This is a genomic window from Bacillus sp. K7 (assembly GCF_053903245.1).
Genome location: NZ_CP096406.1, coordinates 3294803 through 3311153 on the forward strand (window position 1 = coordinate 3294803; position 16351 = coordinate 3311153).

The window sequence follows — 16351 nt, forward strand, 5'->3', positions numbered from 1 at the left end:
TCCTTTTCTTCGATTTCTGGCACTGTGATTCCAGTAAAGCTTCTGGCTGTTATGTAGATCCTTCATAAAGGATACCTTCAAATCCCTTCATATAAAGGGCTTTTTTGCTTAATATGGAACACATTGTCCGCCCTTCAATCCATATATCGGCAGTATTTTGTAAATGTTTAGGCGTTTTTCCAAAGAAATTTTCCCCATTTAAAAAAATGCCTCTAAATATCGCAAATTATTTTTCTTTTCTCGTTAAACTATAAAGGAAGCTTGCCTGCTAAGCCCAATCATGGACTCGCTGACAAGCTCCCTCTGAAAAGCTTATTATTAAGAAGTAGCCGCTTCTTTTGTGTCCAAGAGCGATTTCATTCGTTTTTTGTCCCGCTCCATAACAGGCTCCAAATATCGTCCTGTATACGACTCTTCGACTTCAGTAATGTCTTCAGGCGTTCCCGATGCGACAATGGTTCCGCCTCCGTCTCCGCCTTCTGGGCCCAGATCGACAATGTAATCCGCCGTCTTAATGATATCAAGATTGTGCTCAATGACGAGTACTGTATCTCCATTGTCAACCAAACGCTGAAGCACGACAAGAAGTCTGGCGATATCATCGACGTGCAGACCTGTTGTCGGTTCATCTAAAATGTAAAGCGTTCGCCCTGTTGACCGTTTGTGCAGCTCAGATGCAAGCTTTACGCGCTGCGCTTCTCCACCCGACAAAGTTGTTGCCGGCTGTCCGAGCGTAATGTAACCTAAACCAACATCATAAAGGGTTTGGAGCTTACGCTTGATTTTCGGGATATTTTCAAAGAAAGCAAGAGCATCTTCCACCGTCATATCAAGCACATCAGAGATGCTCTTTCCTTTGTATGTCACTTCAAGCGTTTCCCGGTTATAGCGTTTGCCGTGGCACACCTCGCACGGAACATACACGTCAGGAAGGAAGTGCATTTCAATTTTAATAATCCCGTCTCCGCGGCAGGCTTCACATCGCCCGCCCTTCACGTTAAAGCTGAAACGGCCTTTTTTATAGCCGCGGACTTTCGCTTCATTTGTCTGTGCGAATACATCGCGAATGTCGTCAAACACACCGGTGTATGTCGCTGGATTGGATCTCGGCGTTCTGCCGATTGGCGCTTGGTCAATATCTATGACTTTGTCCAGGTGATCCAAACCTTTAATCTCTTTATGGCTGCCAGGCTTCGCTTTCGCTTTATGAAGCTTTTGCGCCAGCGCCTTATGCAAAATTTCATTGACGAGTGTGCTCTTCCCTGAGCCGGAAACTCCTGTAACCGCTGTGAACGTTCCTAGCGGAAACTTGGCATTCGCCTTTTTCAGGTTATTTTCTGAAGCGCCTTTAATCTCAATAAAACGGCCATCCGGCTTTCTTCTTTCAGGAGGCAGCGGGATGAATTTTTTCCCTGATAAATAGCTGCCCGTTAATGAGTTGGCATCTTCCATCACTTCTTCCGGCTTACCCGCGGATATCACCTGTCCGCCGTGAATGCCGGCGCCGGGCCCAATATCAATTAAATAATCGGCTGCCATCATCGTGTCCTCATCGTGTTCGACAACAATCAGCGTGTTCCCAAGGTCTCTCATATTTTTCAAAGCGCTGATCAAGCGGTCGTTATCACGCTGATGCAGGCCGATAGACGGCTCGTCTAAAATATAAAGCACACCTGATAAGCGCGAACCAATTTGAGTGGCCAGCCTGATACGCTGCGCCTCTCCCCCGGACAATGTTCCCGCTGCCCTGCTCAGTGTCAGGTAATCAAGGCCGACTTTGTCCAGAAAGCTTAAACGCTCTACAATTTCACGCAAGATCAAATTGGCAATCTGCATATCTTTCTCAGAAAGGGTAAGGCCTTTGAAGAAATCAAGCGCGTCTCTGACAGACAACTCGGTTATTTTGCCGATGTGGCGTCCGTCAATCAGTACGGCAAGCGCCTCTTTCTTTAACCGATAGCCTTTACATGTCGGACAAGACTTCTGGGACATATACTGCTCCATTTGTTCACGGATGTAATCGGAGCTTGTCTCCTTATAGCGTCTTTCAATATTGCGCAATACGCCTTCAAATTGTATTTCGCCTTCACGTATTTGCCCAAAATCATTTTCATAACGGAAATAAATCAAGTCGTCTCCGCTGCCGTACAGCACTTTATCGAGCTGATGCATCGGCAAATCTTTTACCGGCACGTCCATATCAATGCCGTAGTGGGTGCAGACCGCCTCAAGCAGCTGCGGATAATATTGGGAGCTGATCGGTGTCCAAGGAGCGACCGCATTCTCCTTCAATGACAAATCTTGATTGGGGATGACGAGATCCGCATCCACTTCGAGCTTCATTCCGAGGCCGTCACATGTCGGACACGCGCCAAACGGACTGTTGAATGAAAAAAGCCGCGGCTCAAGCTCGCCGATTGAAAATCCGCAGTGCGGGCAGGCATGATGCTCACTAAACATCAGCTCTTCCTCACCAATGACATCAATCATAACCCGTCCTTCACCTAAACGGAGCGCCGTTTCCAATGAATCTGACAGGCGGGCCGCCACGCCTTCTTTCACCACAATCCGGTCAATGACAACCTCAATCGAATGCTTTTTATTCTTTTCTAATTCAATATCATCAGAAAGCTCAGCCATTTCGCCGTCAATTCGAACTCTGACATAGCCTTGTTTTCTGATCTGTTCAAGCACTTTCACATGAGCGCCTTTTCGGCCAGAGACAATCGGGGCCAGTACTTGAAGCTTCGTACGTTCCGGGTATTCCAGAATTCTGTCGACCATTTGCTCGATGGTTTGCGATGTAATCTCAATTCCGTGCTCCGGACAATGAGGCTTCCCTACTCTCGCATATAAAAGACGCAGATAATCATAGATCTCAGTTACCGTGCCGACAGTTGACCTCGGGTTGCGGCTCGTTGTTTTCTGATCGATGCTGATAGCCGGAGACAACCCCTCAATTGCATCAACATCAGGCTTATCCATCTGCCCTAAAAATTGTCGGGCATAGGCAGACAGCGACTCGACATACCGTCTCTGCCCTTCCGCATATATGGTGTCAAAGGCAAGGGAGGATTTTCCTGATCCGGACAAACCCGTGACAACGACAAGCTGATCTCTTGGAATCGTTACATCTATATTTTTCAGGTTATGCGCCCTTGCTCCCTTCACCTCTATCCGATCCATAGCCATATGTTCATCATCCTTCCGCTTTTAGCTCTAAAAGTAAATCGCGAAGCTCCGCGGCTCTTTCAAAGTCAAGCGCCTTGGCGGCTTCTTTCATTTCGTGCTCCATCTGTTCAACGACTTTCTCGCGTTCTTTCTTCGTCATTTTCGACAGCTTCGGCGCGGCTTTTGTTTTGTATTCGGCTTTATCCTCAGCTGCTGCTGTGGCACGAATGACATCGCGAATTTCTTTATTTATCGTTTTCGGCGTAATGCCGTGCTCTTCGTTAAAACGCTCCTGCTGCTCGCGGCGGCGTTTTGTTTCATTCATCGCAATGTCCATCGACTTCGTTACTTTATCTGCATACATAATGACGCGGCCTTCAGCGTTCCTCGCTGCCCGTCCGATCGTCTGGATCAGCGACCGCTCCGAACGGAGGAAGCCTTCCTTATCCGCATCCAAAATGGCAACGAGAGATACTTCGGGAATATCGAGGCCTTCCCTCAGCAGGTTGATGCCGATGAGAACATCATGCTTCCCAAGGCGCAGATCACGGATAATTTCAATCCGTTCAAGCGTCTTAATCTCTGAATGCAGATAGTTTACTTTAATGCCAATTTCCTTCAGATAATCCGTCAGGTCCTCTGACATTTTCTTCGTCAAGGTTGTCACGAGAACCCGCTCATCCCGTTCCACTCTTGCTTGAATTTCGCCGATCAAGTCATCAATCTGGCCTTCAATCGGACGTACATCAATCAGCGGGTCAAGAAGCCCCGTCGGACGGATGATCTGCTCAATCATTTCATCCGTATGCTCAATCTCATACGGCCCTGGCGTTGCTGATACATACACGATATTGTGCATATGCTTTTCAAACTCTTCAAAACGGAGCGGACGGTTATCAAGCGCTGACGGAAGACGGAACCCATGATCCACAAGCACCTGTTTCCGCGCCTGGTCTCCGTTAAACATGCCGCGCACCTGAGGAATCGTCACATGCGACTCATCTACCACGATCATAAAATCGTCAGGGAAATAATCAAGAAGCGTATACGGCGTTGAACCTGGAGGCCGAAGCGTCAAATGTCTTGAATAGTTCTCAATGCCGGAGCAGAAACCCATTTCCCGCATCATCTCAAGATCGTACCTTGTCCGCTGCTCTAAACGCTGCGCTTCAAGCAGCTTGCCGTTTTCGTGCATGACCTTCAGCTGCTCCTCAAGCTCCTTCTCGATATTTTGAATCGCTTTCTCCATTTTCTCGGCCCGCGTTACGAAGTGGGATGCCGGGAAAATCGCAACATGGTCACGGTCACCGAGAATTTCTCCTGTCAGGGCGTCCACTTCCCTGATCCGTTCGATTTCATCACCGAAAAATTCAACCCTGATACAATGTTCATCACGAGAGGCAGGGAAGATTTCCACTACATCTCCGCGCACACGAAATGTCCCGCGCTGGAAGTCGATATCATTGCGGGCATATTGGATGTCTACAAGTTTCCTAAGCAGCTCGTTGCGCTCAATTTCCATTTCAGGCCGCAGTGACACGACCATTTCCCGGTATTCTTCAGGCGAACCGAGGCCGTATATACAAGATACACTCGCGATGATAATGACATCTCTCCGCTCAAACAGAGACGATGTGGCGGAGTGTCTCAGTTTATCAATTTCATCATTAATACTGGCGTCTTTTTCTATAAACGTATCCGTTTGAGGCACATACGCCTCCGGCTGATAATAATCATAGTAACTGACAAAATACTCGACAGCGTTGTTCGGAAAAAACTCCTTGAACTCGCTGTAAAGCTGTCCGGCAAGGGTTTTGTTATGGGCAATGACGAGGGTCGGCTTATTGACTTCTTTAATCAAATTGGACACCGTAAATGTTTTGCCCGTTCCTGTCGCACCCAGCAGAGTCTGATGCTTCTTGCCCTCCTGAATTCCTTTTACAAGTTTTTCAATGGCTTTCGGCTGATCTCCCTGGGGCTGGTATTTCGAGACTAACTCAAAGCGATCTTTCACAAAATAAGCCTCCGTTTCTTTAACGAAATCTTCCTATAGATATAGTAACACAATGGAATGGAAAATCACCAAAAATACGAACTAAAGTTCGGTGGTTTTTTATTTCCAGCTGTTTTCGTGTATAAAAAACCTGCTTTTAAAACGTAAAAGCAGGAATTCAGTCGTTATATTCATTATGTCCGATTTACTCTTCTTTTTTCTCAGCAGTTTTTTTGGCCATGTACAGTCCGCCAGCCACAAGAGACACAACGTCCAATCCTACAATAAAATACGTTTCTGTATAGCCTTTTAAATAAGAGGCAAACAGCAATGCAGCTGTTAGAGCGATCGCCACATAATGATTAAAGGTGACTCTTGTAAATAAGACAACCAGCATAAAAGGGAAAAATAATGCAAAAACGGCTTTTGTAATCAACAAAAACCCTCCTCAATGATTCTTCATCTGATTTGATTATAGTAAAAAATGAAGAATCGGACAATCTGCAATCGTTCCCCTTTCTACACCATACCCTTTTTCTGCTTAAATCAATCATCATCTTTGCACTTTGGCTCCAGGCACAAGAAGCATTTGCGGCACTTTTGCATGAGGGCATTATGTCTTAGCTTGATATCGAAGCCCGCCTCCATAGCAAACGCCCGCGAGAATAAATAGGCGGACAGCACTAGTTTGACTACATTTTTCATGATCATTCAACTAACTTAACGATTCATTTTATTTAGGACTTTCTGCTTTTGACATCATTTTCCTGAAAACTTACAATTGAGCGATAGTGCTCACTATCATTTTTGAACACAGGCTCCGTCATAAAAGACTAAAGAGAAAAACAAAATGAAGGAAAGAGGGGTTTCAAATATGTATTCTGTTTTATTTCGACAGGCAGAAGCGTCCAGCCAGCTGGCAGGCGCAAAAGGCATGAATTTAATTAAACTGACCAAACACAGGCTTCCTGTTCCGGACGGGTTTGTTATCCAGACGAATGCGCTCACCCGTTTTATGGAGGATAACCACCTTCATCAAACTAGCGAAAGCATCGAAAAGGAGATCATCGCCGGAACATTTTCAGATGAACTGAAACACGAGCTGACAAATTCCTTTTACAAATTAAGAGACTCATACCGCTCCGTTGCCGTGCGCTCTTCGTCTGCCTCGGAAGATTTAGAAGGCGCTTCATTCGCGGGTCAATACGAAACCTACTTAAATATTAAAACAGAAGAAGAGTTTCTAGCTAAAGTGAAAGAATGCTGGGCCTCATTTTTCTCAGGCCGAGTCAGCAGCTATAAGAAAAAAATGAACAACCAAATCGCAGAGCCGTTAATGGGCGTTGTCGTTCAGGGCCTGATCGATTCAGACGTATCAGGTGTTATTTTCAGCCGCAATCCCGTTACCCATGATGATAGAGAGCTATTAATCAGCGCCAGCTATGGTTTGGGAGAAGCTATCGTTTCAGGGAGTGTCACCCCAGATACTTTTATAGTCAATAAATCTTCGTTTGAGATTCAGAAAGAAATAGGTGCAAAAGAAATCTACATGGAGTCCGCGGCAGAAGGAATTGCTGAAAGAGCAACGAGCAAAGACATGCGGAGCCGTTTTTGCCTTACAGATGAACAAGTGAGTGAACTGGCTGAAATCACGAAAAAAACCGAAGAGCTGTACGGATATCCAGTCGATATCGAATTCGGAATCGCTGACCATCACGTATACCTTTTGCAGGCCCGCCCGATTACAACCATTGAACAGGACAAAAAAGCGTCAGAAGAAGAACGCAGCTTCATGATAACAGACGCTGACATGAATGATTTCTGGATCAACATGGAATCAAATATTGAAGGTCCGATAAGTCCGTTATTTTCTTCGATCATTGTACCGGCCATGGAATATGGCTTAAAGAAAAACATGCGAAAGTTTCCGATTGGTGTAGTCGTTGACGAAGTAAAACTTTATCGCGGACATGTTTATTCCAAAAGCCAAGACGGACAGCAGCCTCAGACTGAAGACTGCGGAGAAGAGCTTTTTCCGATATTATCGGAGCGTATGTATGACATCATCAAACACACGTACCTTCCATTTTACGAGACGCTGGATCAGCTCGCACAAACTGACCATACTGCTGAAAGCGCGCTTGATGCTTTTCGGAAACTAAAAGCCTTTTATCTCATGGCTTATGATGAGCATTTCAATATTGTTTTCCCGCAAATGCTTCTGACAAACAAATTGCAAGCAATGTACCAGCACATTCAAGGCGAATCCGAAAACGCTCATTTTTACGAAATGCTGACAGGTAAAATGAACAAATCGTTGGAAACAGACCGCCTCCTATGGCTATTTTCCGTTGAAGTGCAGGAAAACCCGTATCTGCTGTCTATTTTTAAAAACACCAAGCCGGAACAGCTGCAGGAAAAATTGAAACAAACTGATGAGGGCAAACAATTTCTGAGGAACATTCATGAATTTTTACAGGAATACGGGTGGAGATCTGTAAAGAGCCATGATCTGATTGAACAGACCTGGGCTGAAAATCCTTATTATGCCCTGGCCAATATTCAAAATTACGTCCGCAATGGCTATCATTTTGACAATGAATTTCAGAAAACGAAAGAAAAACGAGAGGCATTATACAATGAATTCTTGGAAAACATAGAAGACCCCAATTTACGTAAAGAATTTGACCGTTATTATCAGTGGACGCTGAACGCTGCAAATATAATGGATGACCACCACTTTTATATTGACGCCATGCTGGACGCCAAGGCGAGAGCCTTTCTGCTCAAGGTAGGTGAATTGCTGGCGGAAAACGGGGTCATTCAAGATCGGGAAGATCTTTGGTTCTTGTATGATGATGACGTGGAAAACGCGCTGCTTCACCCTGTATCCCTGCAAGATAAGGCTGAAAAACGCAGACAGGCCTTTCACGAGTATGAGCTTGCCAAAGCCCCTGCCTATCTCGGAAATCCGACAAAAGAACAGCTCAAAATCGCTGAAGAAATTGTCGGCGCTGTGATTGAGGATGAAAAAAATACAGAAAACCATATTTTCGGCATTGCGGCATCAAGCGGCATTGCAACAGGCCCGGTCAAAGTGATTCGAGACGCCAGTGAATTTTCTCGATTCGCGTCTGGGAATATCCTCGTTTGCAAAATGACCACACCGCTATGGACCAGCCTGTTTCAAGATGCCAAAGCGATTATTACAGATACAGGCGGCATTTTATCCCACGCTGCGATTATTGCCCGCGAATACGGCATTCCCGCTGTTCTCGGCACTCGTACAGCAACAGAAAGACTTCGGGACGGAGACATCATTACTGTTGACGGAAGCACCGGCAAAATCACGGTTGTCAGCCGGGCCTGACGCGTTCTCCCCTCTTTCTTATACAAGCGGGGCAGGTGTATACTTGACCTGCCAGTATATTCGTGAGGTGAAACGTATTGAGACCGACAAACAGGAGAATCCTTGACGCTGCCATGCAGCTGCTCGTCAAAAAAGGATATCGCGCAACGACTACAAAAGAAATCGCAGAAAAAGCAAATGTAAGTGAAGCAACGATTTTCAGGAATTTTAAAAACAAACAGGGACTAGTCGAGGCTTTGCTTTCTCAGCATTCTCCTAACAGAAGCCGCATTTTGGAGCAAACAGAAGGCGATTTGCACAAAGACCTGCTTCATATCGGAACCTGTCTCTTGGAAGAGCTCGAACGCAGAAAAGATTTGATTAAAATCAGCTTTCGTGAACCGGCCATGTTCCAAGATGTCATCAACCACGTAACTGAATATCCCCAATCTATGAAACAGCTATTGATTGATTATCTCAAAGGAATGAGTGAAAAAGGGGTTATTCAGACAGGAGATGAAGCGGAGCATGCAGACGTGTTCATGTCAATCGTTTTCGGTTATTTTATTCACCGCCTCCATTTAGGAGACCGGGTGATTTCAATGTCCCAGAAAAAAATGCTGGAGCACAGCACTGCTTTATTTGTCAAAGGAATCTCTCGATGAACTCCTTGGCATAACAAAAAGGAGGATCTCCATGAGTTCAAGAAAAGAATGGGCGCTGATCGTCTCGCTATTATTGGGGGCTATCCTGGTTCCCATTAACTCAACGATGATTGCGGTCGCGCTCTCATCTATATCCCATACGTATAACGAGTCCATCTCGAGCATCACTTGGGTGGTTACCGTTTATTTAATCGTCATGGCAGTCACACAGCCGATCGCTGGAAAACTCGGTGACATGTACGGCAACAAAACAATGTATTTATGGGGTGTCGGTCTCTTTCTTATCGCGTCCTTAGGCTGCGCCCTCTCACCGAGCCTGCTGCTGCTGATTGTCTTTCGCGCATTGCAGGCTGTCGGCGGCGCGCTGCTTACGCCAAACAGCATTGCTATTATCCGTCACGTTGTTTCAGAAAAACGCCTTCCGAAAGTATTTGGATTTTTCGGGCTCGGGGCGGGACTTGGGGCAGCACTCGGGCCTTTCATCGGCTCTATGCTGATTGACAGCTTCAGCTGGCACTCGATTTTTTGGGTCAACATTCCGTTTCTCGCCATTGCCTTATTTACGGCATTTACCATGTTCCCTCCATATCAAGAAATTAAATCTGACGCGCCGCTGGATATTATCGGCTCTCTCTTGCTTGCGGGCGGCATCGTTTCAATTATCCTGCTAACGAAAAATGAGGCTTCATGGGGTTATGCGGCATACAGTGTGTTAATCCTTCTATTTGTCCCGCTTTTTTTCAGAAGAGAAAAACGTACAGAGCATCCCATCATCGATTTTACACTGTTTAAAAGCTCAACGTTTACAAATGCCAATCTATCAGTCCTATTGAGCAATCTGATGATGTATGCCGTCTTATTGATCATGCCGTTATTCATGAAGAGCCAATTTGGGCTTAATACGTCTAACAGCGGGATGGCGCTTTCTGTATTTTCGATCTTTATGTCGGCGAGCAACTGGGCGGGCGCACAGCTCCACCACAAATGGGGGGCAAAGAAAATCATTTTCCTTTCATTTGCCATGATGGCTGGAGCGAATCTATTATTTATGCTGTTAAGCAGCTCGCATTCCGTCTTGTTCCTCATGATCTCTCTTATCTTGGGCGGGCTCGCGTCCGGAGTCGGACTGACCAGCATGCAGGTGTCATCCCTTGCCACAGTAGATCCCGGCATGTCAGGAGTGGCGTCAGGCATTTTCTCGACCTTCCGTTATTTCGGAAGCATCATTTCCTCAGCCTTAATCGGCCTGATATCGGGATATCACAACCTATTTATCATTCTCTTTGCCGTCTCCATCATTGGCGTTTTTGTTTCATTAGGCATCAAACCTGATGAAATGGCACGGCTGGAAAAAAACTCAGCGTAACTCAAAACAGCCCGGCACCGCAAGAAACTGCGGCGCCGGGCTGTTTTTTATGATCCGGACAAAGCGGCTGCTTCGCCTTCACGTTCATCCTTTACGAACAGGATACCTAATTCATGATGTTCTCCCTCGTAAGAAGCTCGCTGATCAAAACGAATTTCTCCATTCAAACCGATAATTTCAAGCTTCACATACGCGCGGTTATGCTGGAGCGCTTCATAAAAATCGGATACGTTCTTAACGGGTATGCCATTCACTTTCGTAATAATTTCCCCAATTTTCAATTCCAGATCCTCAGCCGGCGTATTTGGTATAATCCCAAGCACCATTAAGCCTTGATCACGTTTTGAGAAATAAAACGGAGCCGCGTTATCGTTCACTCTTTGTTTAATGGACAGAAAAACACGTCCTAACAAAGCGGTAATGACGGCGGCACCCGCAAGCGGCGTCCACAGTAAACTCGCTGCACCGAGAGCCGTGACGGCAAGACCGAGAATACAAATGCGTTTCGCTGTGATCCTGATGCTCGTTTCAGGCAGCGACCCCTGCACGCGTTGCCCGAATCCGACAAAGTAAGGAATCCACAGAAAATGGAATGACCCGCCGGGAACAGTAAACACTGGCCACCAGCTAAGGTGCGATTCTAATCCGTTTCCCGGAACGAGAAGGAACAGCGGCAAAAGCCATATCCGGTTTGCCAGTTGCTGGCCGATCGGCAAACCGCGGCTGCTCACCACAAGTGCCGGTGATGTTCTCACATGTGCAGAGCGATAAGCTACTACTCCTTCAATGATAACCAACAAGCCCAAAAACACAGCCATAGCCGGCCAAACGACCGCAAAGCCTTGCGGAAATCTCTCTAGAAAAGGTTCCGCTTGATTGATTTGCAGTCCAAAACCTATCAGCATACTCACACCGACGATATATGCAGCAGACATCCAGTTTGCGCGAAGAGTGAGCGCTGCCGCCGCAGTGATAACGGCAATAATTGCAAGTACACCGAGAGGAATCGAGATGCCTAGTACGCCTAAAACAACTGACAAAAGGAGTCCTGGAATCAATCCCTTTGTATAAGTGAATGTCAGGTCGTCATAAATATCGGCTATTTTTGTATGAAAGGTTCTTCGTTCCCGTTTGATTCTCACATAGCCGAAAGCAAGGCTTATCATGATAAAAAACCAGAAAAGCGGGTGTAAGAAGAACAGGCCCGCACTTTTTAACAGTTCAAATCCCCATTGAACAGACACTATCTTTTTCACCGCCTCAAGCCAAACATGTTACTCATATTCTATCAAATATTAAATGGCTTGGATATCCTCAGGATGGTTTATCCCTCCTGCGTCATCCACAGCGTGACATTCGATAGTGAAAAATCCTTTAAATAATGGTTCACATCCACATCCAATAAACCGCTGATCAGGTGCATCGACCTTTTGATATCTGTCAGATTGATTCCTAATCGCTTATGATTTTTCATTAAATAATTAAAATAATGCTTGGCACACTCTTCATCGATTTCATTTACTGTTTCGACATTGGTGTAATTGACCAAATACCTGCTGAACAGCATAAGAAGACTTAGTGCTTTTGTAGCCGAAAATGTTACATCTTGTGTTCTGTCTTTTAATTGTTCCACTAATTCATAATATTTTTTTTCACGCACAATACTTGCCCTCTTCAATTGTGAACCCCCATTTTCTTTATACAGATAAGCACGGGCCAGTATAAGCAGCAGTACTGGAGTGCTAAACAAGCATTCTCGCTAACGTTATTTTTTAAATACCTGTCGTTCAGCTGCCATAAACCTGATTACTGTTCTTTTTAGAACCTTCTTATATTGTATGAAGTAAACAAAGACTAGGCAACTTGCAAAAGTTTCATTTTAAATGCATATTAACTCGTTAGAAAGTCTCTCTCATATATTGATATCGGGTAATTCAAGTCCTTTATAAATGTTTATTTGTGAAAATTTTTTTAATTTCTTGTTAAAACTTCATTTTTTCTGTGACTTTTTGTTCAGTCTCTCATTAAGTATAAAGAAACAGGAGATGGAACACCATCTCCTTTAATTGGCAAATAGTGATTTCAGCGCTGTTTGGAGCTGCAAATCATTTTTTTCATCTAATTTTTTCTTTTCTATCTGCTGATTTAATGACTCCGCGGTGTGAGTGTCGATGACACCCGTTTTATCCAGCTTGTTTTGTTCCTGAAAAGCCATAACCGCTTTTTTCATATCCTTGCTGAAATAGCCATCCTCACGTCCCGGATCAAAGCTGAGACCTTTTAATAAAACCTGAGCATGCTTGACATCCTCATTGTTCATATCCGTTTTAAGCGGCTCCTTCAGCTGCAAGGGGCCAGCGGAAAAATAATCCGGCTGCTTAATGGCAATGGTCGGCTCAATGCCTTTTTTATGAATCCAATTCCCCTTTGGCGTCAGCCACTTATAAAGGGTTAATTTAATGTTGCTGCCGTCTCCCATCGGAACAGCCTGCTGAACCGTTCCCTTACCAAAAGACGTATCGCCTACAACATCATAATGCGCCGCTTCTTTTAATGCGCCGGCAAGAATTTCTGATGCGGAGGCACTTCCTTTATCCGTGATGACATTGACAGGATACGCTTTTTTACGAGTCAATGTTGAAAAATACCGTTTTTTATCACCATTCCGTTCAGCAATCTGAATATACGGATGATCCTTTGTGATGAAGTGTTTGAGAATTTCTTCCACACTTTGCAGGTATCCGCCCGGGTTTCCGCGTACATCAATGACAAGGCCTTCAATTCCTTTTTTCTCAAGGTCCCCCAGCGCTTTTGCAAAGTCTTCCGCGGTATGCTCAGAAAAAGTAGAAATGGCGATATATCCAACAGAATGCCCTTGCACTTTTTTCTCTGAAGCAAAAACCGTTTCGAGCGGGATTTCAGCTCTCTTGATCCGGAATGACAGCTGCTTCTTCGTCCCCGGACGTTGCACCTTTATAGAGACGCTGGAGCCTTTCTTTCCTCTTATTTTGAGCACAGCTTGGTTTAAATCCTTGCCCGCCATTGATTCACCATTGATGCTGATAATTTCATCATTGGGCTTGAGTCCGGCTTTCTCCGCCGGTGATTGCTTAAATGGAGAAACAATAATAATTTTGCCGTCTTCCATACCAACCTCAGCGCCGATGCCTTCAAACGAGGAATCAAGAGAATCAGAAAATTGCTTAGCCGTCTGCTTGTCCATATAGACAGAATAAGGATCATTTAGCGTAGACAGCATTCCTTGAATGGCTCCCTCGAGCAGCTTTTCTCTATCAACTTTTTCTACGTACTCATTCGAAATTAACTCATACGCTTTTTCGATTTTGTCCATGGCCTTATCCCGCTCAGAGTCAGCTTGTGCGGTCGCAGGAACAGATGCAGTCTGGGGCTTATCCACCTCAAGCAGGTTCATTCCGGCATATACACCGGCGCCTCCGAAGAGCATGCTTCCTGCTGCTATCACAGCCATTATTTTTTGATTCATCCTATACTCCTCCTGTATGCCAGACTGTTTCTTTCAAAACCTAGAGATAGTATATGTAAAGGATGGAGATTTCATGTAATCATAGAAGAAAAAGAAGGCAAAAGAAAAGCCGCCCCGGAAGCGGGACAGCTTTTTCTTATACTCGCAAAAACTTGCGGATGGAAGTGAGACTTCCCCATACGCCAATAACTGCGCCGATTGCAACCAGCACTAGCGATACTTGGAATACAAATGGGTTATAAGGAAGAAGAGAGACAAATGATCCTTGAACCTTCGGAACGACCCATCCGATGACGTATTGATAAGTGCTCAGCACCAGTGCGATCGGAATCACTGAGCCGAATACGCCAAGCAGCAATCCTTCAAGGAAAAACGGCCAGCGGATAAACCAATTCGTCGCGCCGACAAGCTTCATAATTTCAATTTCTTTTCTTCTAGCAAAAATGGTAATTTTAATGGTGTTGGAAATTAAGAACATCGCCGTAAATATCAAGCCGATAATTAACGCGATTCCGATATTGCGGGAAACGCCGACCACTTTAAACAAACGGCTAACCTCTTCTTTTCCGTAAGTGACTTTATAGACATGATTCATTTTTTCAATCTTTTTGGCTACGTTCGGCGTATCATGCGGATCTGTCGTTTTGACGACAAACGCATCATTAAGCGGGTTTTCCTGATCCTGCATGGTCAGGGATTCTCCGCTGTCGCCAAAGCTGTCAACCAGCTGGTCAAGCTCTTTTTCTTTTGATGAAAAAGTGACACTCTGAATGCCCTTTAGATCCTTAATATCGTTCTGCAGCTTGTCCTGTGCCTTTTGATCCGCAGTCAAATCAACCAAAACTTTGATTTCGACTTGTTTTTCAGCATTTGAAGCCATGTTATTCAAATTCAGCATAATCACTAAAAACACGCCGACTAAAATCAGCGTAACGGTTACAGCACTAATGGATGCAAACGTCATCCACGTGTTTCTCCCGAGAGATTTAAAACTCTCACGCAAGTGGCGCCCGAGAATTTTAATCATATGAACCATACTCCCCTCTTGACTCATCACGCACAATGATACCATCTTCGATTGCGATGACACGTTTCTTAATGGTGTTTACGATTTCTTTATTATGTGTCGCCATCACGACTGTCGTCCCGCGGTTGTTGATTTCTTCCAGCGTCTTCATAACTTCCCAGGACGTATCCGGATCAAGGTTTCCTGTAGGTTCATCAGCAATAACAACATCGGGATTGTTCACAATTGATCTGGCAATAGAAACACGCTGCTGCTCCCCGCCTGAAAGCGTGTCAGGAAATTGTCTTGCTTTATGCTTCAGCTGAACAAGATCAAGCACTTCGAGGACACGTTTCTTAATAACAGACGGCTGTTCTCCAATCACTTCAAGGGCAAATGCCACATTCTCAAAAACAGTAAGTTTCGACAGAAGCTTGAAATCCTGGAAGACAACGCCTATTTTACGGCGCACGAAAGGAATCTCTTTTTCTTTAATTGCAGCGAGGTCTTTATGATTGATTAAAATTTGTCCTTTTGTCGGTTTTTCTTCTCTGTATATCATTTTAATAAAAGTAGATTTACCCGCTCCGCTCGGACCGACAACATAAACAAATTCGCCGGGATGAATGGCTACTGAAATCCCATTGAGCGCTTTTACGCCGTTCGGATAGGCTTTGTATACTTCCTTCATCTCTATCATGAAATCACCTAATCTTTTATATCATTTTATCTATCACACGGTCATACTCTTCGAATGCATTCGACAATTTATGACTTATTCATTTGCAAAAAGACGAAAAATCTGAAAGTTTCATTTTTCACAACACACTTCATTATACGTCAAATTTAGACATAATACTATTACAGTTTCTTTTCATTCATATTGTCATGGCATAAAAAAATCCTTGCCTGTACTGAGGCAAAGATTTTCTCATCTTACTTTTTTTCTGACAGCCATTTGGCGATAACGGCGGCTTCCTTATCGTCTACAAGCCCCTTCGGCATATTGCCGCGCCCGTTTTTAATAATGTTTTCAATTTTGTCTTCGTCGTATTTGCCTCCGACCTCTTGGAGATTAGGCCCTGACATACCTTCTAAATCCTTGCCATGGCAGCCTACACAGCTTTGCTGATATAATTCTTCCCCTTCAGATGCAGAGGCTTCAGTCTTGCTGCCGGTGTCTGGCTTCTCTTCTTCTTTTGCATCGTTTGAACCGCAGGCAGCCAACAGAACAGAAAGCGCAAATCCAAGCATTAATATCGATAACTTTGATTTCATATTGAGAAGCACAACTCC

The 16351-nt window shown here is 44.8% G+C and carries 12 protein-coding genes; 3 read left to right on the forward strand and 9 right to left on the reverse strand.

The genetic code is table 11. The features are described 5' to 3' along the window. Nucleotides 1-318: 318 nt before the first annotated feature. The 3 genes from uvrA to M1D98_RS16900 all read right to left on the reverse strand — a co-directional run bounded on the left by uvrA (nucleotide 319) and on the right by M1D98_RS16900 (nucleotide 5600). Nucleotides 319-3192 (reverse strand): excinuclease ABC subunit UvrA, encoded by a 2874-nt coding sequence (uvrA, locus tag M1D98_RS16890; RefSeq protein WP_268522357.1) that lies wholly within the window; start codon nucleotides 3190-3192, stop codon nucleotides 319-321. A 7-nt stretch (nucleotides 3193-3199) separates the two neighbouring features. Then, nucleotides 3200-5185: an excinuclease ABC subunit UvrB gene (gene uvrB, locus M1D98_RS16895; RefSeq protein WP_456279769.1), complete on the reverse strand. Its 1986-nt coding sequence runs from the start codon at nucleotides 5183-5185 to the stop codon at nucleotides 3200-3202. Between the two features lie 184 nt (nucleotides 5186-5369). Continuing rightward, nucleotides 5370-5600 (reverse strand): CsbA family protein, encoded by a 231-nt coding sequence (locus M1D98_RS16900; RefSeq protein ID WP_010328748.1) that lies wholly within the window; start codon nucleotides 5598-5600, stop codon nucleotides 5370-5372. A 438-nt stretch (nucleotides 5601-6038) separates the two neighbouring features. Between M1D98_RS16900 and M1D98_RS16905 the strand changes: the two genes are divergently transcribed. The 3 genes from M1D98_RS16905 to M1D98_RS16915 all read left to right on the forward strand — a co-directional run bounded on the left by M1D98_RS16905 (nucleotide 6039) and on the right by M1D98_RS16915 (nucleotide 10544). After that, nucleotides 6039-8534 carry a PEP/pyruvate-binding domain-containing protein gene (locus tag M1D98_RS16905; RefSeq protein WP_456279770.1) on the forward strand — a complete coding sequence of 832 codons (2496 nt, stop codon included), beginning with the start codon at nucleotides 6039-6041 and terminating at the stop codon, nucleotides 8532-8534. Nucleotides 8535-8611: 77 nt separating this feature from the next. Further along, the gene (locus tag M1D98_RS16910; protein WP_121643374.1) at nucleotides 8612-9178 is read left to right on the forward strand and encodes a TetR/AcrR family transcriptional regulator; all 567 of its coding nucleotides are present in this window, start codon (nucleotides 8612-8614) and stop codon (nucleotides 9176-9178) included. Between the two features lie 31 nt (nucleotides 9179-9209). Then, nucleotides 9210-10544 carry an MFS transporter gene (locus tag M1D98_RS16915; protein WP_456279771.1) on the forward strand — a complete coding sequence of 445 codons (1335 nt, stop codon included), beginning with the start codon at nucleotides 9210-9212 and terminating at the stop codon, nucleotides 10542-10544. 47 nt (nucleotides 10545-10591) lie between these two features. Here M1D98_RS16915 and M1D98_RS16920 read toward each other — a convergent pair whose 3' ends face one another. The 6 genes from M1D98_RS16920 to cccB form a co-directional block, all read right to left on the reverse strand. Further along, nucleotides 10592-11788 (reverse strand): S1C family serine protease, encoded by a 1197-nt coding sequence (locus tag M1D98_RS16920; protein WP_010328752.1) that lies wholly within the window; start codon nucleotides 11786-11788, stop codon nucleotides 10592-10594. Nucleotides 11789-11868: 80 nt separating this feature from the next. Beyond that, complete coding sequence (swrA, locus tag M1D98_RS16925; protein WP_052331638.1) at nucleotides 11869-12222, reverse strand: swarming motility protein SwrAA; 354 nt, start codon at nucleotides 12220-12222, stop codon at nucleotides 11869-11871. 384 nt (nucleotides 12223-12606) lie between these two features. Further along, nucleotides 12607-14049 (reverse strand): carboxy-terminal processing protease CtpB, encoded by a 1443-nt coding sequence (gene ctpB, locus M1D98_RS16930; RefSeq protein WP_435576273.1) that lies wholly within the window; start codon nucleotides 14047-14049, stop codon nucleotides 12607-12609. A gap of 136 nt (nucleotides 14050-14185) precedes the next feature. Continuing rightward, entirely contained in the window at nucleotides 14186-15076 is an 891-nt protein-coding gene (gene ftsX, locus M1D98_RS16935) for a permease-like cell division protein FtsX (protein ID WP_121643779.1), read from the reverse strand. Continuing rightward, nucleotides 15069-15755, reverse strand: a complete 687-nt coding sequence (ftsE, locus tag M1D98_RS16940; protein ID WP_010328756.1) for a cell division ATP-binding protein FtsE — start codon at nucleotides 15753-15755, stop codon at nucleotides 15069-15071. Before ftsE ends, ftsX begins: the two co-directional genes overlap by 8 nt. Before the next feature lie 236 nt (nucleotides 15756-15991). Beyond that, entirely contained in the window at nucleotides 15992-16333 is a 342-nt protein-coding gene (gene cccB / locus M1D98_RS16945) for a cytochrome c551 (protein WP_121643377.1), read from the reverse strand. Nucleotides 16334-16351 lie beyond the last annotated feature (18 nt).

Excerpts from the sequence above, each read along its gene's own strand:
- ftsX (WP_121643779.1), bottom strand. The coding sequence starts at position 15,076 with ATGATTAAAATTCTCGGGCGCCACTTGCGTGAGAGTTTTAAATCTCTC.
- M1D98_RS16915 (WP_456279771.1), top strand. The coding sequence starts at position 9,210 with ATGAGTTCAAGAAAAGAATGGGCGCTGATCGTCTCGCTATTATTGGGG.
- ftsE (WP_010328756.1), bottom strand. The coding sequence starts at position 15,755 with ATGATAGAGATGAAGGAAGTATACAAAGCCTATCCGAACGGCGTAAAA.
- cccB (WP_121643377.1), bottom strand. The coding sequence starts at position 16,333 with ATGAAATCAAAGTTATCGATATTAATGCTTGGATTTGCGCTTTCTGTT.
- uvrA (WP_268522357.1), bottom strand. The coding sequence starts at position 3,192 with ATGGCTATGGATCGGATAGAGGTGAAGGGAGCAAGGGCGCATAACCTG.
- M1D98_RS16905 (WP_456279770.1), top strand. The coding sequence starts at position 6,039 with ATGTATTCTGTTTTATTTCGACAGGCAGAAGCGTCCAGCCAGCTGGCA.
- ctpB (WP_435576273.1), bottom strand. The coding sequence starts at position 14,049 with ATGAATCAAAAAATAATGGCTGTGATAGCAGCAGGAAGCATGCTCTTC.